Annotated in this window: 20 protein-coding genes; 7 read left to right on the forward strand and 13 right to left on the reverse strand. The window is 73.3% G+C overall.

The genetic code is table 11. From position 1 onward, the window contains the following. Positions 1–20: 20 nt before the first annotated feature. The 4 genes from IEZ31_RS07010 to IEZ31_RS07025 form a co-directional block, all read right to left on the reverse strand. Positions 21–1112: a LacI family DNA-binding transcriptional regulator gene (locus IEZ31_RS07010; RefSeq protein WP_229834361.1), complete on the reverse strand. Its 1092-nt coding sequence runs from the start codon at positions 1110–1112 to the stop codon at positions 21–23. Between the two features lie 98 nt (positions 1113–1210). After that, positions 1211–1441, reverse strand: coding sequence for a hypothetical protein (locus IEZ31_RS07015; RefSeq protein WP_190248908.1), 231 nt, complete (start codon positions 1439–1441; stop codon positions 1211–1213). Positions 1442–1542: 101 nt separating this feature from the next. Continuing rightward, the gene (locus IEZ31_RS07020) at positions 1543–2151 is read right to left on the reverse strand and encodes a hypothetical protein (protein ID WP_190248909.1); all 609 of its coding nucleotides are present in this window, start codon (positions 2149–2151) and stop codon (positions 1543–1545) included. Beyond that, positions 2148–4178: an RICIN domain-containing protein gene (locus IEZ31_RS07025; protein ID WP_190248910.1), complete on the reverse strand. Its 2031-nt coding sequence runs from the start codon at positions 4176–4178 to the stop codon at positions 2148–2150. The genes IEZ31_RS07020 and IEZ31_RS07025 overlap by 4 nt, the downstream gene beginning before the upstream one ends. Before the next feature lie 366 nt (positions 4179–4544). Between IEZ31_RS07025 and IEZ31_RS07030 the strand changes: the two genes are divergently transcribed. Further along, entirely contained in the window at positions 4545–5492 is a 948-nt protein-coding gene (locus IEZ31_RS07030) for a phosphotransferase family protein (protein WP_229834362.1), read from the forward strand. 65 nt (positions 5493–5557) lie between these two features. Here the strand turns inward: IEZ31_RS07030 and IEZ31_RS07035 are convergent, their stop codons facing one another. Beyond that, positions 5558–6964, reverse strand: a complete 1407-nt coding sequence (locus IEZ31_RS07035; protein ID WP_190248911.1) for a sensor histidine kinase — start codon at positions 6962–6964, stop codon at positions 5558–5560. A gap of 38 nt (positions 6965–7002) precedes the next feature. Next, the gene (locus tag IEZ31_RS07040) at positions 7003–7689 is read right to left on the reverse strand and encodes a response regulator transcription factor (RefSeq protein ID WP_190248912.1); all 687 of its coding nucleotides are present in this window, start codon (positions 7687–7689) and stop codon (positions 7003–7005) included. 155 nt (positions 7690–7844) lie between these two features. On the opposite strand from IEZ31_RS07040, the gene IEZ31_RS07045 reads away from it, so the two are divergent. Further along, positions 7845–9434: an alkaline phosphatase D family protein gene (locus IEZ31_RS07045; RefSeq protein WP_190248913.1), complete on the forward strand. Its 1590-nt coding sequence runs from the start codon at positions 7845–7847 to the stop codon at positions 9432–9434. Positions 9435–9509: 75 nt separating this feature from the next. On the opposite strand, the gene IEZ31_RS07050 is transcribed toward IEZ31_RS07045, so the two are convergent. The 6 genes from IEZ31_RS07050 to IEZ31_RS07075 all read right to left on the reverse strand — a co-directional run bounded on the left by IEZ31_RS07050 (position 9510) and on the right by IEZ31_RS07075 (position 13975). After that, positions 9510–10700 carry an FAD-dependent oxidoreductase gene (locus IEZ31_RS07050; RefSeq protein ID WP_190248959.1) on the reverse strand — a complete coding sequence of 397 codons (1191 nt, stop codon included), beginning with the start codon at positions 10698–10700 and terminating at the stop codon, positions 9510–9512. A gap of 4 nt (positions 10701–10704) precedes the next feature. Next, a complete protein-coding gene (locus IEZ31_RS07055) occupies positions 10705–11250 on the reverse strand; it encodes a QsdR family transcriptional regulator (protein ID WP_190248914.1) in 546 nt (181 codons plus the stop codon). After that, entirely contained in the window at positions 11237–12172 is a 936-nt protein-coding gene (locus tag IEZ31_RS07060) for a threonine/serine dehydratase (protein ID WP_229834363.1), read from the reverse strand. The genes IEZ31_RS07055 and IEZ31_RS07060 overlap by 14 nt, the downstream gene beginning before the upstream one ends. A 62-nt stretch (positions 12173–12234) precedes the next feature. Then, positions 12235–12999: a crotonase/enoyl-CoA hydratase family protein gene (locus IEZ31_RS07065; RefSeq protein ID WP_190248916.1), complete on the reverse strand. Its 765-nt coding sequence runs from the start codon at positions 12997–12999 to the stop codon at positions 12235–12237. A 24-nt stretch (positions 13000–13023) separates the two neighbouring features. Continuing rightward, positions 13024–13212 carry a hypothetical protein gene (locus IEZ31_RS07070; protein WP_190248917.1) on the reverse strand — a complete coding sequence of 63 codons (189 nt, stop codon included), beginning with the start codon at positions 13210–13212 and terminating at the stop codon, positions 13024–13026. Between the two features lie 64 nt (positions 13213–13276). Next, complete coding sequence (locus IEZ31_RS07075; protein WP_190248918.1) at positions 13277–13975, reverse strand: ArsR/SmtB family transcription factor; 699 nt, start codon at positions 13973–13975, stop codon at positions 13277–13279. A 66-nt stretch (positions 13976–14041) separates the two neighbouring features. Between IEZ31_RS07075 and IEZ31_RS07080 the strand changes: the two genes are divergently transcribed. Beyond that, positions 14042–14899, forward strand: a complete 858-nt coding sequence (locus tag IEZ31_RS07080) for a cytochrome P450 family protein (RefSeq protein WP_190248919.1) — start codon at positions 14042–14044, stop codon at positions 14897–14899. Continuing rightward, entirely contained in the window at positions 14896–15618 is a 723-nt protein-coding gene (locus IEZ31_RS07085) for an isocitrate lyase/PEP mutase family protein (protein ID WP_190248920.1), read from the forward strand. Before IEZ31_RS07080 ends, IEZ31_RS07085 begins: the two co-directional genes overlap by 4 nt. Here IEZ31_RS07085 and IEZ31_RS07090 read toward each other — a convergent pair. Beyond that, a complete protein-coding gene (locus IEZ31_RS07090) occupies positions 15597–16616 on the reverse strand; it encodes a LacI family DNA-binding transcriptional regulator (RefSeq protein WP_190248921.1) in 1020 nt (339 codons plus the stop codon). The genes IEZ31_RS07085 and IEZ31_RS07090 overlap by 22 nt on opposite strands. Before the next feature lie 92 nt (positions 16617–16708). On the opposite strand from IEZ31_RS07090, the gene IEZ31_RS07095 reads away from it, so the two are divergent. Genes IEZ31_RS07095 through IEZ31_RS07105 form a run of 3 tightly spaced genes read left to right on the forward strand, consistent with a single transcriptional unit; the run spans position 16709 to position 19373 of the window. Continuing rightward, positions 16709–17395, forward strand: a complete 687-nt coding sequence (locus IEZ31_RS07095) for a cupin domain-containing protein (protein ID WP_190248922.1) — start codon at positions 16709–16711, stop codon at positions 17393–17395. A gap of 16 nt (positions 17396–17411) precedes the next feature. Beyond that, positions 17412–18563 carry a Gfo/Idh/MocA family protein gene (locus IEZ31_RS07100; protein ID WP_190248923.1) on the forward strand — a complete coding sequence of 384 codons (1152 nt, stop codon included), beginning with the start codon at positions 17412–17414 and terminating at the stop codon, positions 18561–18563. Next, positions 18564–19373, forward strand: a complete 810-nt coding sequence (locus IEZ31_RS07105) for a sugar phosphate isomerase/epimerase family protein (protein ID WP_190248924.1) — start codon at positions 18564–18566, stop codon at positions 19371–19373. The last annotated feature ends 221 nt before the right edge of the window (positions 19374–19594 follow it).

Genomic DNA, 19594 nt, shown 5'->3' on the forward strand with positions numbered 1-19594 from the left:
AAAGGGGCGGCCGCGTCGCGTCAGGCCGGGGGTGGGGCGGTGCTCGCGCGGACGACCAGGGTGGCCGGCAGGCGCAGGTGGGCCGGGTCGGCCGGCGTGTCCGTGCGGAACGACGCGATGGCCCGCGTCAGCGCGGCCGCCGCCGCGTGGCCCTTGGCCAGCACGTCCTGGCGGACCGTGGTCAGCGGTGGGCGGAGGCGGGCCGCCAGCGGGCTGTCGTCGAAGCCGACCACCGAGACGTCCTCGGGCACGCGCAGGCCCAGGTCCTGCGCGGCCTGGACGACGCCGGAGGCCAGGGCGTCGGAGAAGCAGAGGACGGCCGTCGGGCGCGGGCCGGTCGGGGGAGTGGCGCCGTCCTGCGACGGGTCCGGGACGGGTGGGGCGAGGAGCATGCGGCCGCCGTCGTAGCCGTTCTCGGGGCGGCCGTGGGGGAGGCGGACGATCGTCGGCTCGATGCCGGCCGGGCGGAGGGCGTCGAGCCAGCCCGCGATGCGCTGGTTGGCGACATACCCGTCGATCATGCTCTCCTCGTCGGCGATCCGGCCGTGGTCGCCGCGGACGCCCGAGGTCACGATGCCGAGGTGGCGGTGGCCCAGGTCGACCAGGTGCTGGGCGGCGGCTCGGGCGCCGGTGCGGTCGTCCACGTTGACGGCCGGGATCCCGTCGGCGGGGACCTGGTCGACGAAGACGACCGGGATCTTGCGGCGGAGCAGCCAGTCGACGGCCGTCGACTCGGGATCGCAGGAATACACGAGCGCGCCGTCCATCGCCACGTCCCGCGCCGGGATGAGGTCGCCGCTCGTCGTCGCCGTGAGCAGGGTCAGCCCCAGGCCGGTCGGGGTCAGCTCCTCCGCGATCGCGCCGAGGAAGGCGGTGGCGATCTCGTCGGTGAACGCGTCGCGCAGCGACTCGGTGAGCAGCACGCCGACGGCGCCGGTGGTGCCCTTGGCGAGGGCGCGGGCGGCCGGGTCGGGCCCGACGTAGCCGAGCTCGTCCGCGACCGCCAGGATCTTGTCCCGGAGCGTGGGGGAGAGCTGGTCGGGCCGCGAGAAGGCGTTGGAGACCGTCATCCGGCTGACGCCGACCTTGTCGGCGATCGTCTGCAAGGTCACCCTCGCCACCATCGCCTCCTCTGTCGCACGGGCCGTCCATTGCACCATAACAATGCACCCCGGACCGCGGTTCGATCCGGGGTCCGGGGCGCGTTGTCTCAGCGGGCGGGGCTGTACGTCCCCGCCGGTGCGATCGCCGACGCCGCGCGGCGCAGGCCCGACGCGATCGCCGAGCGGGTGCGGTGCGCGCGGGGCGAATGCTCCGGGTACGGCACCACGGGGGCGTGGGGAAGTGCGCTGCTGAACTCGAAGCCCTCCGGGCCGGCCCACGAGCCGGGGAACTCACGAGCCAGCGCCGACTGCGAGACGATCATCGCGAACGGGAACATCACGGCCTCCGAAGCCTCACGACGCTGTACCGGTACAGCGTGCCTGTACCGGTACAGTAGGACACGCGCGCTGTACCGGTCAAGAGGTTTCTGGAAACCCGTCAGCGACGGGGGCGGAGCGAGCGCGGAGCCGGCCGCCGCGCGGGTGCCGGGCGGTGGCGGAAGAACGCCCACACGACCAGCGCCGTCACGACGAGCACGCCCGCGAGGTACCACACCCAGGCCAGCGACCGCGTCGGCGGCGCCGGCGGCGGGGCGGCCGCTGGGGGCGGCGCGCACGTGGTCTGGTCCGGCGCCGCCGACGCGCCCTCGGCGGCCACCCGCACGATGCCCTGGCACCGGCCGATGGCCGGCGTCCCCATCTCGGCGACGACGGTCCACTCACCGGGGGCCAGCGTCCCGGGGTACGTGAGCGCATCCCCCTTCCGCTGCAGGCCGGCCGGGCCGACCCGCCCGCCCGACGACGACGTGGCCAGCATCGTCATGCCGACCGCCTCGGTGACCGGGTGGCCGTCCTGCCACGTTGCCGTGACCCACACCGAACCGTGCCCGTCGCCGTGCAGCGTGAGGATCACGCCGTCGTGCGCCTCGGCGTGGTCCGCGCACCCGAACACCGCGGCCGAGGTCGCGGCGACGATCGCCACGAACCAGGCCGCGGCCCGGCGTCGCCAGGACGCCGGGCCGCTACCCATCACCAAGAGCCGGCTCACGTGCGCTGCGGGATCCAGCTCTGGTACTTCGCGCCGCTCGGCTTCTGCAGGGCCAGCAGGCGGCTGCCGAAGTAGGAGGCGTTCGCCACGCCCACGACCAGCCCGCTCGGGGAGGTCAGCGCGACGCCGTACTCCGTCTGCGTCACCTTCCACTGCAGGGCGGTGGCGCAGTCACCCTGCACCAGCGTGGCCCCGGCGGCGTCCTTGTTGCCGCTGGTCGTCACGCAGGCGTTGGTGGCCTTCGAGCGGACCAGGAAGGCGCCGTTCGCGGCGGGCTCCAGCTTCCACAGCTGGTTCGCCCCGTTGTGCCGCGGGTAGACGATGATCGGCGTGCCGGCCGCGCTGCGGGCGCCGAAGACGTCCGCCACCCCACCGGTCAGGCTGTTGCCGAACACCATCCACGACCCGGCGCCCGGGTTCGACGCCGCCGCGGTGTGCACCTTCACGGTGGTCGTCCACGGGGTCAGGGCGCCGTTCTGCGCGAGCGAAACGCCGATCTGGTAATCGGTGTCGGGGCGCATGCCGACGATCCGGACGTTCGTGGCGCCGACCCGGCCGATCGAGCGGCCGTTGAGGACGATCGCGTAGCGGCTGCCGGTCGCGGCCGCGTCCCACGACAGGCGCACGGAGGTGGCGGTGACGTCACTGGTCCGCAGCTCCTTCAGGCCCGTCGGCGGCTTGGTGCCCGTCGGGGTCGGCGTGGCGGTCTTGGTCGGCGACGGCGGCGGGGCGGTCGTCTTCGACGGAGACGGCGACGGCGAGCCGGTCGTGCGGGACGGCGTCGGCGCGGCCGTCGTCTTCGTCGGCGAGGGGCTCGGCGGCGGCGGGTTCGTGCCGCCGCTGCCCGCGATCAGGAACTGGTTGTTGGCCACGTTCCAGTTGTTCGCGAGGTAGCTGCCCGGGCTCGGGTTGGTGTTGTAGTAGTCGTCGTGGTTGCAGTCGAGGCGGTTGTCCTTCGCCTTGTCGCTGCACTTCACCGACGTCTTCAGGCCGCCCGAGTCGTTGTAGCACATGATGTCGTACTCATCGAGGCAGTGCCCGGCCTTGCTGGAGTTCGGCGCGTTGTTGTTGACGGCGCCGAGGTTGTGCCCGAGCTCGTGGGCCGCGACGCTCGCCGTCCAGCAGCCGGAGTCGCTGCGGCCGTAGCCGGGGCCGCCGTTGCTCCGGTTGTTCGCGCCGGGCTGGGTGTCGCCGGCGAAGGTGCCGATCCCGCAGTACACCTTGGACTCACCGAAGATCATGTACTTCCGGTCGGTCCGGTTGTACCCCAGGGACTTCAGGCCGCTGATCGTCGCGTCGAAGGTGTTCAGGCCGCCGGCCGGCAGCTCGACCTCGCGGACGTCGACCTGGCAGTCCGGCGTGGTGACGAAGCGGACGTGCCGCTCGCCGCCGGTCTCCTGGGCGCTCGCGTTGTAGATCGTGTCGACGCCGGCCGACCAGGTGCGGAACGAGGCCAGGTACTGGCTGAAGCGGCTCGCCGTGCTGGCGTCGCGCACGTACAGCACCTGCACCCGCTTGCCGGAGACGCCGTCGCCGTCGCAGGCGACGCCGCTCGCGCCGATCGTGAAGGAGGCGGTGCCGTCGGCGGCCGCCGCGTCCGGCACCACGGCGAACCCGCCGTCGGCACCCTCCGCGACGCCGGTGTCGGCGAGCACCGTCTGCTCCTGCGGGGCGGCCGCGGTGTCGGTGGACGGCACCGTCTGGGCGGGCCCGGCGTCGGCGACCGGCGCGATCTCGCCGCGGACGCTGAGGCCGGGCGGCGGGACGTCGGGGCCGTGGCTGCACTGGTCCTTCTCGGTGACCTCGTAGCCGCCGACGCAGGGCTGGCCCTTCTTCGCCGGCTTCAGGCCCTGGTAGATCAGGCCGAGCTCGGGGTTGTCGGCCGGCACGTGCGTGATGGCCGGCGGGCCGCTTTCCTTGAACAACGACTCGAAGGCGCCGGGGCCGGCGATGGCGACCCCCAGCGCGACGACGACCACCGCGCCGCTGACGAGGGCACGGCGGAGCAGACGGGATGGCGCTTGCACGCTCGGTTCCTCCGGAGGGAAAGGGGCGCGCGGCGGGGGTCGGCACAGGGCAGAGGTGCCGCCCCCGCCGCGCGCGGGACGACCGGCCATCGAGGGTGGCAAGGCGGTTGAGTGCCGGTCCGTCCACGTGGGAACGGACTTGAACATAGCGATGCGTCGAGGTCCGTTCCAGCCCGAACGACCCAATTAAGGAGGTTCTAAGTGAAACAAAGAGGTCAGATGAGGTTCCCTTTTCAAAGGACCTCGGCCAATGTTTCCGACACCGGGCCGCACCCGTTGATCAGCTCCTCCGTGGTGACCTTGACGGCCTCGGTGGTTCCAGGGAATTCCGGTGTATCGAGGAACTGCGAGCCCTAGATTCATGGAGTGACCGCGGACGACGACGTGCCCTCTGACCTTTCGCATCTCGGCACGCCGATCGGGCCGATGATCCGCGTCCACGGCGGGTTCGCCAACCGGATGTACCGGCTCGACACCGACCGGGGGTCGTTCGCGGTGAAGGAGTTGAACCCCGTCGACGGCCGCTGGACCTGCCACGTCGAGGACGTGTTCAGGTTCGAGCGGGCGGCCTTCGCTGCCGGCGTTCCGATGCCGGAGCCGATCTCGGCCAGCGACCACACGCTCGTCCACCGGTGGGTCGAGGGAGAGAAGGTGCCCGAGGCGCCGGTGCCGGCGGCGTTCGCGTTCGAGATCGGTGAGCTCCTCGCGCGCATCCACGCGCTCGACGTCGAGTGGACCCACGTGCCGATCGAGGACCCGACGGCACGGGACTGGCCCGAGCTCGCCGAGCGGGCGGCGGCGACCGGTCAGCCGTGGGCCGACGAGCTCGCCTCCCACGTCGGGACGTTCCTCGCGATTGCCCACTTCGTCGACGCCTGCGAACGGCCAGGCCCCGTGGTGCTGACCCACCGGGACATCCAGCCGTGGAACCTGCTCGCTCGAGAGGGCCGGCCGGTGGTGCTCGACTGGGAGCTCTCGGGAATGCTCGACCTGGCCGGTGAGCTCGGCTCGACCGCGCTGAGCCTCGCGAAGGGACCTGGCTTCGACAACATCGAGCCCGCCATCTTCCGCTCGGTCCTCGACGGCTACGTCGCAGGGGGCGGGGCGCTGCCGCCGCCGGGTCCGAGCTGGTTCGTGTTCATGATCGGCGGCTGGCTGGGGTTCACGAGGTGGAACATCCTCCGCTGCCTCGCCGGTGTCGAGGCGAGCACCGGCCCTGACCTCGCGCTGTCGCACGAGTCCGCGCGCAACGGCGTGCGCGGCCTCCCCGACATGTTCGGCCGGCTTCCGGAGCTCGAGGCGCTGCTCCTGTGACCATGGTTCCGAAGTTCAGGCTTCGGAACCATCGAGACTTGCCTCAGCGCTGTGCGGCGTCGTGATCAGGAGGGTTTGCGGCGCCAGCGGGAGCGGCCCTCACCCGGTTCGCGAGAGAGCCGGCCGACCAGGCCGAAGCGCGAGGTGGTCGGCTGCTCCTCGGGCGCCGGGTCGGCGTCGGCCATGACGATCACGACGCTCGCGCCGCCGAGGGTGGCCGACGTGCCGATGTTGACCGTGCCGTTGCCCTCGATCGCGACCCGCCGGACGATGTCCAGGCCCAGGCCGGTCGAGCCCTGGTCGCTCTCGCCGCGCTGCAGCGCCCGCTCGGGGTCGGGGATGCCGGGCCCGCCGTCCTCGACCCGCAGCACGATGTAGCCGTCGTCGCGCCGGGTGACCGTCACCTCGAACGGGACGCCCTGCGGCGTGTACCGGATGACGTTGCCGATGAGCGCGTCGAGCGCCGCGGCCAGTTCGCTCTTCTGGACCGTGACGGGCGCCGGCTCGTCGACGCCGACGGCCTTGCAGTCGCGCTCCTGGTCGCCGGCGACCGCGGACCAGAACATCATCCGGTCGCGCACCACCTCGGCGACGTCGCAGCCCTCGCCGGACGTGGTCGGCGCGGCGCCGTCGCCCCGCTCGCTGCGGTCCGGCGCGGGGGAGTGGGCGTCGATCGGCTCCCGCATGGCCCGGATGAGCTTGTCGATCTCGACCTCGAGCGCCGCGATCGCGTCGCGGATGCGCTCGGCGTCCTGGCTGTCGTCGAGGGTCTCGGCGTCCAGCCGCAGCGCGGTGAGCGGGGTGCGCAGCCGGTGCGACAGGTCCGCGACCAGCTCCCGCTCGTTCGACAGCAGCGCCATGATCCGGTCGGCCATGACGTTGAGCGCGAAGCTCGCCTCGGCCAGCTCGCGCGGGCCCTGCGGGATCGTGCGCACGTCGAGGTAGCCCTCGCTGAGCGCCGAGGCCGCGCCGGCCAGCTGCCGGGCCGACATGGTGATCTTCGCGGCCAGCCGGTCGGCGACCCACACGGAGGCGATGACCAGGCCGAGCGCGACGGCGCCGAGCGCCCACCAGGCCCCGGCCACGCCGCTGGACAGCTCGGTCTCGGGGATGAACACCTCGACCACGGCCGTGCGGCCGGAGCCCACGTCGACCGGCTCGAGATACGACAGGCCGTCGCGGACCTCGGCGATGACCGGCGCCGCCTGGTCGGCGGCCCGGGCCAGGTCGCCCGGGGCGGCGTGGCCGGTGCCGATCTCGGTGCCGTCGTCGGTGAGGTTGTGCACCGACACGCGGGTCACCGCGGGACCGCCGGTGCTGGCGACGGCCCGCTCGATGGCGAGCGGGTCCGTGGTCACGGTGAGGACCGCGACGACCACGGCGGTCTGCCGCTCGGCGTCGGCGATGGCGCGCTCGCGGGCGAGCTGCTGGACGACGAGCCCGAGCGGGATGAGGAAGGCGAGGGCCACCATCGCGGTGACCGCGGCCGAGACGTAGGCGAGGGTGCGCCTCAGCCCGGCGCCGCGAACCTGAAGCCGACTCCCCGCACGGTGTGCAGGTATCTGGGCGCTGAGGCGCTCTCGCCAAGTTTCCGGCGTAGCCAGTACAGATGCACGTCGATCGTCTGGTCCTCGCCCACTGAGGGTTGCCGCCATACCTCCTCCAACAGCTCACGGCGTGAGACGACCCGTCCCGGACGGGCGGCGAGGTACGCCAGCAGGTCGAACTCTTTGCGGGTCAGCGTCAGCGGCTCGCCGTGCAGGTATGCCTGGCGCTGGCCGATGTCGACACGCAAGCCTCCCACTTCGATGGCGGTGGGTTCCTCGCGGCTCGCCCGGCCGGTGCGGCGCAGCACGGAGGTCATCCGGGCGTCGAGGTGGGCGCTGGTGAACGGCTTGATCATGTAGTCGTCGGCGCCCGCCTTGAGCAGCCGCACGATCTCCGCCTCGTCGTCGCGGGCGGTGGCGATGATGATCGGCGTGTCGGCGATGCCGCGCAGCATGCGCAGCGCGTCGGCGCCGTCGAGGTCGGGCAGCCCGAGGTCGAGCACCACCAGGTCGGGCGTCTCGGCGGCGAACCGCCGCAGGGCCTCCAGCGCGGTGCCGACGGCGTGGACGGTGTGACCCCGGTCCGTCAGCGAACGCAGCAGGGCACCCCGCACGACATGGTCGTCCTCAACCAGCAGCACCGTGGCCATGCGAAGAAAATACTGCCTCAGGCAAGAGGCAGTATCCGCGGTCGATGGAAGTTTCCGACATGTCCGAATAATTCCCGCCGGTCATCCTCCGTTCGCCCCAACTTCGAGGCGAATAGGTACTGCCGGGTAACCGGTTGGGCGTAGAACTTCCAACCATGACTGTCGATGCAGCCCTCACCCGTCGTTCGCTGCTCATCGCGGGTGGAGCCGCGGCCGCCGTCGCCGTCACCGCCGACGCGAGCGCCGCCGCTCCCGTGTTCCTCCACGGCGTCGCCTCCGGCGACCCGCTGCCCGACGGCGTCCTGTTGTGGACGCGGGTGACCCCCACCCCGGAGGCCCAGCCCGGCTCCGGCCTCGGACCCGCCGTCACGATCACCTGGCAGGTCGCCACCGACGCCGGCTTCACGAACGTCGTGCAGAGCGGCCAGGTGAGCACCGGGCCCGAGCGCGACCACACGGTCAAGGCCGACGTGCGCGGGCTCCAGCCGGCCACCACGTACTGGTACCGCTTCGGCACCGGCGGCGCCTGGTCGCCGACCGGCCGCACGCTGACCGCTCCGGCCACCGACGCCGCCGTCGCGCTGCTGCGCTTCGGCGTGGTGTCCTGCTCCAACTGGGAGGCCGGCTACTTCGCGCCCTACCGGCTGCTCGCCCAGCGCGGCGACCTGCAGGCCGTGGTGCACCTCGGCGACTACCTCTACGAGTACGCGTCGGGCGGCTTCACGGCCGGCGGCACGGTGGTGCGGCAGGCCCAGCCCACCCACGAGATCATCACGCTCGCCGACTACCGGATCCGGCACGCGCAGTACAAGAGCGACCCGGACGCCCAGACCCTGCACGCCTCCGTCCCGTGGATCATCACCTGGGACGACCACGAGGTGGCCAACGACATGTGGTCCGGCGGCGCCGAGAACCACGACCCGGCGACCGAGGGCTCGTTCGCCGCACGCGTGGCGGCCGCCCGCCAGGCCTACGCGGAGTGGATGCCCGTCCGCCTGGCCGCCGACGGCGCCATCTACCGCCGCGTGCGGTTCGGCAAGCTGGCGGAACTCTCGATGCTGGACCTCCGCTCGTACCGCAGCCAGCAGGCCTCCGGCACCGCCGTCGACGACCCGTCCCGCACGATCACCGGCGACGACCAGATGGCGTGGCTCAAGCAGGGCCTCGCCGGCTCGACCGCGCAGTGGAAAATCGTCGGCAACCCGGACATGATCGCCCGGGTCGACGTCGGCACCCTGCCGGCCTGGCTGCTCGGCCCGATCGGCAAGCTGCTCGGCATCCCGTCGAACGGCTTCGCGATCAACACCGACCAGTGGGACGGCTACAACGCCGACCGCGACGAGCTCGTCAACCACCTGCGCGCCAATGGCGTTCGCGACACGGTCTTCATCACCGGCGACATCCACACGTCGTGGGCCAACGAACTGGTCACGAAGTCGACGGTAGGCTCCCCGACCGCCGTTGAGTTCGTCGTACCGTCGGTGACCAGCGACAACGTGGACGACTTCGTCGGCCTGCCGCCGGGCTGGGCCGGCCCGATCGCGGCGAGCATCGTGCGGGCGGCAAACTCGCACGTGAAGTGGGCCGAGTTGGAGGGCCACGGCTACGGCGTGCTGGAGGTGCGCCCGGAGGCCTGCCGCATGGACTGGTACCACGTCCGCGACCGCAAGGACCGCAACACCACAGCCACGCGCGTCAAGGGTTACCGCGTACCAACGGGCGTCTCACGGCTGACCGCCGCCTGACCGCGTCGATCTTGCAGTTGTGGTGCCTGGCAAACCCGGACATCTGCGGAGTGTCGCGGCACCACAACTGCAAGATCAACGCGATGGTGGGGCGTGTTCCGGGCGGAGGCCCACGCCGATCAGCCTCGCCGGGACGGCGCGGAGCGCCGGCACGCGGTCCAGGACGCGCAGCGGCAGCGGCGGCCGGAGCGGCCGGCCCTCCACCGCAGGCTGCAGCACCGCCCGCTGCAGCGCCCGCTGGACGAGCTGGGTCCCCGCGGCCGGGAACGTCCGGCGGCGCTGCACCCGGGCCAGCTCCCGCTCGGTCGGCGCGCGGCCCCGGGCAAACGCGGCGCCGATCACGCGCGCGGAGGCGACGGCGTCCTGGATCGCCAGGTTGATGCCGACCCCGCCGACCGGGGACATCGCGTGCGCGGCGTCGCCGATGAGCAGGGCGCCGGGGACGTGCCAGCGGTACAGGCGGTCCATGCGCACGGTCAGCGTGCTGACCTCGTCCCACGATGTCAGCAACGGGGTGCGGTCGGCCAGCCAGTCCACGGTCTCGGTGATCGACTCGCGGAACGCGCCCAGGCCGTGTGCGCGGATCGCCGCGTCGGTCCCCTTCGGCACGACGTACCCCAGCTGCCACGTGTCGCCGCGGTCGATGCCGATCACGAGCCGGCGGTCGCCGACCTGGCCGAACAGGCCCTCCGGGTCGTCGGGGTGCCGGGGCAGCCGGAACCACAGTACGTCGATCGGCACCCCGAACTCCTTCGATCGCAGTCCGAGCTCCCGCCGTACCGTGGAATGCCGCCCGTCGCAGGCCACCGTCAGCGCCGCGTCCACCTCGAACGGGCCGTCCGCGCTCGTTCCGGCGACCCCGACGACCCGCCCCGCCGCACGCCGGACCGAAGTAACCTCATGTTTCCGATAGATCGGCAAATCGCCGACCGACGCCAGCAGCTCCAGAAAGTCCCACTGCGGCACGAACATCACGTACGGGTGCGATATCCGCAGCCGCGCGAAGTCGGCCGGACGGAAGACCCCCGTCGGGTAGTGCACGTCGAACTGGAAGACCTTCCGGTGCGGCAGCGACTGGATCCGGTCGCCCAGGCCGAGCTCGTCCATGAGCCGCAGCGTCGACGGGTGGACGGTGTCGCCCCGGAAGTCGCGCAGAAACGTCTCGTGCTTCTCCAGCACGACGGTCCGCACGCCCTGGCGGCGCAGCAGGAGCGCCAGCACGAGTCCGGCCGGGCCGCCGCCCACCACGCACACATCCGTCGAGATCATCTCAGTCCTCCAGCAACCGCCCGATCACCTGGAGGGCCTGGTCGACGTCGGGCTCACCGTCGGCGATCGCGTCCGCGTACAGGAAACTCTCCCCGATCCGCACCAGGACAAACGCGAGGGTGCGCGCGTCGAGGCGCGGCGCGAACGTGCCGGCCCCGATCTCCTCCTGCATCAGCCCCTCCAGGTGCGCGACCACCTTCGGCTGGACGATGCCCCGCTTCGAGGTCAGGATGCGCAGCGCCGCCTCCGGCTCGGTGGCCAGGAAGTGGCGCAGGCTGGGCTGCTCATTGACACCGTGCAGGAAGTTGCCGATCACCGCCACGATCCGGTCGGCGCCGCGCCGGCCCTCGGCGTGCCGGACCGCGCGCTGCAGGTTGCGGTCGGTGAGGTACCACAGCACGTGCCCGAGCAGCTGGTCGCGGCTGCCGGTGCGCCGGTAGAGCGTGGCCCGTCCGATCCCCAGTTCGGCCGCGAGCGAGCGCATGTCGACGCGCCGCTGGTCGAGGAACCGGCGCAGGGCCGCGTCGAAGACGTCATCCGGTGGCATGCGCCGTCTCGGCGTGCAGCGTCGCGGGGTCGGTGTTCGCCCCGCACAGCACCACGGCCACGCGCTCCCCGGCCGCCGGCACGTACACCCCGGCATCGAGTGCGGCGAATGCCGTCGCCGCGCCGTGTTCGACGACGATCCGATACTGGTCCCAGAGCCGCCGCCGCGCCTCGACGATCGCCTCGTCCGGCACGAGCAGACTCCGCATCCCATGGTGTACCGCGAGCGCGAACGGAATCGTGCCGATCCGCCGGGCGCCGAGGGAGTCCCCGGCCACGCTGTCCACCACCACGTCCACGGGCTTCCCGGCGGTGAGCGCCGCGTGCAGCGTCGGGGCGCCGGCCGGCTCGACCGCGACCACCGTGATCCGGTCGCCGATCGCGGCGACGACCCCGCCGACCAGCCCGCCGCCGCCGGTCGCGACGAGCACGGTGTCGACGTCGGGCAGCTCCAGCCCGACCGTGCCCTGCCCGGCGACGATCTCCGGCTGGTCGTAGGCGTGCACGAACAGCGCGCCCGTCTCCGCCACGCGGATCGTCGAGGCGGCGTAGGCCTCGGCGTACTCCCGGCCGTGCTGGTGCACCACGGCGCCCAGCTCGCGCAGCTTCGCCACCTTCGTCGCGGGCGCGTTCACCGGCACGAACACCTCGGCCGGCACCCCGAGCGTCGCCGCCGCGTAGGCCACCCCGAGCCCCGCGTTGCCGCCCGACGCCACCACGACGCCGGCGTCGGTCAGCTCGCCGGCCTCGCGCGCCGACAGAATCCGGTTGAATGCCCCGCGGGCCTTGAACGAGCCGCTGTGCTGCAGCAGCTCGAGCTTGAACCACAGCCCGGGCGCGACCTCGTACGACGGCGTGCGCCGCACGTGCGCCCCGATCCGCGCCGCGGCGTCCTCGATGTCCTGCCGATTGGGGAAGTCCACGCCCATCACCCTAACGGCGGGTTGCCGTGCCCCCGGGCCGCGCGGGACCTTTGGCCGTCTCCTTACGAAGGTTGACCGCCGTGACGTCCCGCGCCCGCCGCGAACCGGGCCGCCCCTTCCTGTGCGCCGGCCGCCAGCGACGCGATCCCGAACCCGTGCTCGACGGCGAGGGCCTCGTCGAGCGGCCGGTCGAGTCCGGCGTACAGCGACGCCCGGTCGTTGCGCAGGCAGGCCTGGGGGAGCGCGGCGAGCTGGGCGGCCAGCGCCTCGGCGGCCTGACGCGCGGTGCCGGCCGGGACCACGCGGTCGGCCAGGCCGATGCGCAGCGCCTCGTCGGCCGGGACCGGGCGGCCGGTCAGGATCAGGTCGAGCGCGCGGCCGGTGCCGATGAGCCGGGGGAGTCGCACCGTCCCGCCGTCGACCAGCGGCACGCCCCAGCGCCGGCAGAAGACGCCGAAGACCGCGTCCTCCTCGACCACGCGCAGGTCGCACCAGATCGCCAGCTCCAGGCCGCCCGCGACCGCGTGGCCGGACACCGCGGCGATCACCGGTTTGCCCAGCGCCATGCGGGTCGGGCCGAGCGGGCCGTCGCCGTCCGGCTCGACCCGGTTGCCGCTGCCGGCCGCGACGGCCTTGAGGTCGGCACCGGAGCAGAACGTGCCGCCGGCGCCCCACAGCACCGCCGCGGCGGCCGTGTCGTCGGCGTCGAACGCGCGGAACGCCGCCGCCAGCGCCTCGGCGGTGGGGCGGTCGACGGCGTTGCGCGTCTCCGGGCGGTCGAGGACGACGGTCCAGACCGGCCCGGAGCGCTCGATGCGAACGGTCATGCCGTCCAGTGTGGTCCCCGTGGCTCAGCGGCGGCGGCGCCGGGAGCTGCCGAAGCGGGTGTGCCACGTGCCCGCGCCGGCCAGGTGCAGGGCGATGCAGAGGAACCCGGCGAGCGTGAGCGTCGGGATGTCGAACACCGGCCCGAGGTCCCCGCCGAACAGGTCGAGCAGCAGCGCGATGAGGAACAGGACGACGGCGATGATGGCGAACATGACAGCCTCCTTGCGAGGGGGATGCACAACGAAGTGAGCGCTGTCTACCCATCGGCGCCGAAAATCAATCGAGCCCCTCGATGCCCAGCAGGTCGTGCAGGCCGTGCGAGCCGGCCGGGGTGACCCGCACCGCCCGCCCGCTGCCGATCCGGGCCACCCAGCCGAGCGCCAGGAATCGCTCGCACAGCCGTGCCCCGGCCAGCCCGGCCAGGTGTGGGCGCCGCTCGGTCCAGTCGAGGCAGGCCCGCGCGATCGGGCGCTTCGGCCGCTCGAACGCGGCCGGGTCGAGCCCCACCGGCCCGGTCAGCCAGGCCAGCCCGGCCTCCGTGACCGCGAACCCGGCCCGCTGGTCGAGCAGCCCCGCCGCCGTCATCGCGTCGGTGACCGCCACCCCGAGCCGGCCCGCCAGGTGGTCGTAGCAGGTCCGGCCGCGCCGCATCGCCGCCGCGGCGGTCACCGCCCGCAGCCCGGTGGGCGGCCGGGCCGGCCCCAGCCGGGCGGCCATGTCCTCCAGCAGGTCGGCGACCGAGGCGTCGGCCAGCCGGACGTACCGGTGCCGCCCCTGCCGCTCCTCGGCCAGCAGCCCGCCCTCGGTGAGCCGGTCCAGGTGCTCGGTGGCGGTCGACCGGGCGACGCCGGCGTGCGCGGCCAGCTCACCCGCCGTCCAGGCCCGCCCGTCGAGCAGGGCGAGGCACATCGCGGCCCGCGTCTCGTCCGCGAGCAGGGCGGCGAGCGCGGCCAGGTCCTTCGCGGAGGTGCTCATGTCCTCCATCGTGCGCCGGCGACGATTCGGCCGGTACCGAACGATCCCCCGCCTAGCGTGGAACCCATGCAGGAGATCTCGGATCCCGCCCTTGCCCGGGGCGTCCTGACCGACCCGGCGTTCCGCGTGCCGCCGGTACCGCCGGGCGATACCGGCCTGCCCTGGCTGCGCGCCACGGTGAGCCGCTTCGCCGACGGCCCGGCGCACGCCCGCCGCCGGGCCCTGGTGGAGGAGCTGCTCGCGGGCATCGACCCGGCGTCGCTGGCGGCCGCTGCGCCGGCCCACCCGGTGGCAACGCTGGCCGCGGCGCTGGGCCTGCCACCGACACCGTCCTTGGTGGCGGACGTGCGCCTCGTCGCGGCGGCGTACCAACCGACGCCGGTCGATCTACCCTCATCCGACGGGCCGGGCGCGAGGGTGGATCGACCAACGTCTGAGCAGCCGGCAGCGGACGCGGCGGTCGAGCGGCTCGTGGCCACGCTCGGTGGCGCGCACGACGAGCGGACGGCCGCCCACCTCTGCCTGCTCGTCCAGGCGTGCGCGGCGACGGAAACGCTCATCGAGCGCGCCCGCGTCAGCGGCGTCGACGTGGTCCTGCGCGACGACCCGCCGGTCCCGGCCACCCGCCGCCAGGCCAGCGTGGACACTGTGGTCGGCGGCATGGCGATCACGGCCGGCGAGGTCGTCCGCGTCAGCCTGGCCGCCGACCCCTTCGGCGCCGGCCCGCGCGCCTGCCCGGGCCGCGCCCACGCCTTGGCGCTCGCGTCGGCCGCTCTCGCCGCGCCCGCGCCGCCCGCGCCGCCCGCGCCGCCCGCGCCGCCCTCCGAAACCCGGGCCGCCCACGCCGCGACGACCCAAGCCGCAACCGCTCGCCCCAGGGCCGCTCACGCCGTCAACATCCGCCCCGAAGGAGATGCCCGATGACCACCTTTGCCGATCTCCACCGGCCCGGTGCGCCCCTCCTGCTTCCCAATGTCTGGGACGTCGCGTCGGCGCAGGCCATGGTACGGGCGGGATTCCGCGTCCTCGGCACCACCAGCCTCGGCGTCGCCGCCGCCGCAGGACGGCCCGACGGCGACGACCTCACCGGCGCCGACACCGTCGCCCTCCTGCACCGCCTGCGCGGGCTCGACTGCCTCGTCACCGCCGACATCGAGCGCGGCTCGGTCGAGACCGCCGTGGCGGTCGCCGAGGCCGGCGGCGCGGGCGTCAACGTCGAGGACGCGATGGGCGACCCCGGCGCGCACGCCGAGCTGATCCGCCGGATCAAGCGGGCGGCGCCCGGCCTGTTCGTCAACGCGCGCACCGACACGCACTGGCTTCGCGACGGTACCGCCGACGAAGCGCTCCAACGGGTCCGCCGCTACGCCGACGCGGGCGCCGACGGCGTCTTCGTGCCCGGGCTCGCCGATCCGGAGGACATCGCGGCGATCGCCGGCGCGGTGCCGGTGCCCCTCAACGTCCTGTATCTGCCGGGGAAGCTGACGCTCGCCGAGCTCGCCGCCCTCGGCGTGGCGCGGGTGAGCCTCGGGTCGCTGCCGTTCCGCGCCGCCCTGCAGGCCGCCGTGGACACCGCGACCGCCGTGCGCGACGGCGTGCCCACCGGCGCCGGACTGCCCACCTACCGGGAGGTCAACGGCTGACTGCTCTCCCGGCGGACCAGGGTCGCCGAGGCCGGCTCGACGCGGTCGTGGCGCTCCTCGTCGTCGAGGGCCAGGGCCATCGCGCGGGCGCCCATCTCGGTCAGTGGCAGGCGGATCGTGGTCAGCGCCGGGGTCACGTCGCGGGCGATCGGCATGTCGTCGAACCCGATGACGCTCACGTCGCCCGGCACCGCGAGCCCGCGGGCCCGCAGCACGCTGAGCGCGCCGACCGCCATCGAGTCGTTGAGGGCCACGATCGCGGTCAGGTCGGGGGTGTCGGCGAGCAGCTGCCCGGTCGCGGCGGCGCCGCCGTCGCGGTCGAAGGCGGCGTAGGCGACCCGGCGGGCCGGTAACGTGCGGCCCAGCTCGCGGGCGGCGCGGCGCAGGCCGGCCAGCCGGTCGGTGGTCGTGGTGAGCACCTTCGGGCCGGCGATCACGCCGACCTTGCGGTGGCCGGCGCCGAACGCCTCGCAGCCGGCCAGGTAGCCGCCCTCCTCGTTGGCCGGCATGACGGCGTCGCCGGGCAGCTCGTGCCGGCCGATGACGGAGACCCGGCCGCCCGTCCGCGTATAGGCGGCGAGCTTGCCCTTCAGCGCCTTGGTGAACGACGGGTCGTGGTAGCCGGAGCCGGCCAGGACGATCGCCGCGACCTGCTGGGCGCGGAGCAGCTCCACGTACTCCAGCTCGCGCGCCGGGTCGCGATAGCTGTTGCAGATGATGACGAGCCGGCCGTTCGCGGTCGCGACCTGTTGCAGGCCGCGGGTGATCTCGGCGAAGTAGGGGTCGGAGACGTCGTGCACGATCACGCCCACCGCCGTGCGCTGGGCCCGCGCCAACAGCTGGGCGTGCGCATTCGGCACATACTGCAGCTCGTCGACCGCTCGCAGCACCCGGGCGCGCAGCTCCTCGGTCACCAGCTTCGTGCTGCCGCTGATGATGCGTGAAGCGGTGGCCGGTGACACGCCCGCGCGGCGGGCGACATCGGCGAGCGTCGCCATCGTCTGGCTCCCTTCCATTGACCCGTGCTCAGCGTACCGGCTAGCCTCAGGAAAGCGGTTTCCTGTTGGTACGTTCGGGTTCCGGAGGGGTCATGCGTTCACCGTTGCCCGGCGCGGTCGGGATTTCGAAACTGTCCGTCTACGACACGACGGCCCCCGACGGCCTGGTCGGCGGCACGCCTCACCTGCATCTGACCTGCTCGGAGGGGTACGTCGTGCTCGCCGGCGCGGGCCACGTGCAGACCCTGGCCACGTCCGGCTACGCCGAGACGCCGCTGCGGCCGGGCACCGTCGCCTGGTTCCCGCCCGGCACCATCCACCGCCTCGTCAACGAGGGCGGCCTGGAGATCGTCGTCATCATGCAGAACAGCGGCCTGCCCGAGGCGGGCGACGCCGTCATGACGTTCCCGCCCGCCTCGCTCGTCGACGCGGGCGCGTACCAGGCGGCGGCGACCCTGCCCGGCGGCGACATCGCCGCCGCCTACCGCCGGCGCGACCTCGCCGTCACCGGCTTCCTCGCGCTGCGCGACGGGGGACCGGCGGCGCTGGCCGAGTTCCACGCCGCGGCGGCCCGGCTCGTCGCGCCGAAGCTGCCCGAGTGGCGCAAGCGGTGGGCCGACGGCGCCCTGCGGGCCGCCGCCGCCACCGGCCGCCAGCTCGACGCGCTGGAGCGCGGCGACCACAGCCACCTGGCCGACGGCGGCATCGAGGTGCGCCCGGAGCCCAGTGAACACGGCCGGCACGGCATGTGCGGCCTGCTCGACACCTACCACGTCTGACTCTGAGAGGGGTCCAGTGTCCCGCCTTCCGATCGGCATCGTGCTCAACGGCGTCACCGGCCGCATGGGGTACCGCCAGCATCTCGTCCGGTCCCTCCTCGCCATCCGGGAGGAGGGCGGCCTGCCGCTGGCCGACGGCACCCGGCTGTGGCCCGAGCCGATCCTGGTCGGCCGCAGCGAGGCCAAGCTCGCCGAGATCGCGCAGCGGCACGGGCTGACCGAGTGGACCACCGATCTGACCGCCGCGCTGGCCCGCCCCGACGTGCAGATCTACTTCGACGCCCAGGTGACGCAGCAGCGCGAGAAGGCGATCCGCGCCGCGATCGAGGCCGGCAAGCACGTGTACACCGAGAAGCCGCTCGCCGAGGACACCGCCGCGGCGGTCGACCTGTGCCGGGCCGCCCGTGCCGCCGGCATCAAGCACGGCGTGGTGCAGGACAAGCTGTTCCTGCCCGGCCTGCGCAAGCTGAAGCGGCTCGTCGACGGCGGCTTCTTCGGCCGCATCCTGTCGGTGCGCGGCGAGTTCGGCTACTGGGTCTTCGAGGGCGACTGGCAGGCGGCCCAGCGCCCGTCCTGGAACTACCGCGCGGCCGACGGCGGCGGCATCGTCGTCGACATGTTCCCGCACTGGCACTACGTGCTGGAGCAGATCTTCGCGCCGGTCCGCTCGGTGCAGGCGACCATCGCCACCCACATCCCCACCCGCGTCGACGAGCAGGGCTCCGCCTACGGCGCGACGGCCGACGACGCCGCCTACGGCACCTTCGAGCTCGACGGCGGCGCGATCGCGCAGATCAACTCCTCCTGGGCCGTCCGCGTGTACCGCGACGAGCTCGTCGAGTTCCAGGTCGACGGCACGCACGGCAGCGCCGTGGCCGGCCTGCGCGAGTGCCGCATCCAGCACCGCGGCTCGACCCCGAAGCCGGTGTGGAACCCCGACCTCCCGGCCACCGAGCGCTTCCGCGACCAGTGGCAGCTCGTGCCGGACAACGAGGTCTACGACAACGGCTTCAAGGTGCAGTGGGAGCTGTTCCTCCGCCACGTCCACGAGAACGCCGCGTTCCCGTGGGACTTCGCCGCCGGCGCCCGCGGCGTCCAGCTCGCCGAGCTGGGCCTGCGCTCCGCCGCCGAGGGCCGCCGCATCGAGATCCCCTCCCTGGAGCTGTAGATGTCGTTGGCGCGCTTCTCGCTGAACCAGGCCACCACCAAGCGCTGGCCGATGGACGAGACGGTGGCCGGCTGCGTCGCGTCGGGCGTGCCCGGCATCGGCTTGTGGCGCGACCAGGTGGCCGATCACGGCCTGGACCGCACGGCGTCGCTCGTCCGCTCCGCGGGCCTGACGGTGACGTCCCTCTGCCGGGCCGGCTTCTTCGCGGCCCCGGACTGGAAGGACGACAACCGCCGCGCGATCGAGGAGGCGGTCGTCCTCGGCGCTCCCGTCCTGGTCCTGGTGAGCGGCGGCCTTGCGGACGGCAGCCGCGACATCGACGCGGCCCGGCGGTGGGTGGGCGACGCGGTCGGCGAGCTGGTGCCGTTCGCGCACGAGGCCGGCGTACGCCTGGCCATCGAGCCCCTCCACCCGATGTACGCCTCCGACCGCTGCGTGATCTCGACGCTGCGCAACGCCCTGGACCTGGCCGCCCCGTACCCGTCCGAGGACGTGGGCGTCACCATCGACACCTACCACCTGTGGTGGGACGACGACATCTGGTCCCAGATCGCCCGCGCGGGCGAGGAGGACCGGATCGCGTGCTTCCAGGTGGCCGACTGGATCACTCCCCTCCCCGAGGGTGTACTGCTGGGCCGCGGCCTGCCGGGCACGGGCTGCATCGAGCTGCGTCGCTTCCGCGAGGCCGTGGACGCGACGGGCTATACGGGCCCGATCGAGGTCGAGGTGTTCCACGAGGACGTCTGGTCCCGCCCCGGCGACGAGGTCCTGAAGGAAACGCTGGCCCTGTACACGGAACACGTCCTCTAGCGCCGCGCTGAACTGAGGCGTTGGTCGATCTGCAGCGGGTTGATCGACCAACGTCTCACGGTGCGCGCGTTCCGCTCTCGCCGGCCGGCGCTTCCACGTTCCCGGTCGTTCGCGGCGTTCCCGTGGCCCGCGGCTGCTGACGTTCCCGATCTCGCGGCGACATATCCATGATCAAAGGAAAGATCTGGCTGTCCCAGCGACCAGATGTTTCCCACGATCAC

The sequence above is a fragment of the Dactylosporangium sucinum genome (assembly GCF_014647515.1).
GTDB classification, from domain to species: domain Bacteria; phylum Actinomycetota; class Actinomycetes; order Mycobacteriales; family Micromonosporaceae; genus Dactylosporangium; species Dactylosporangium sucinum.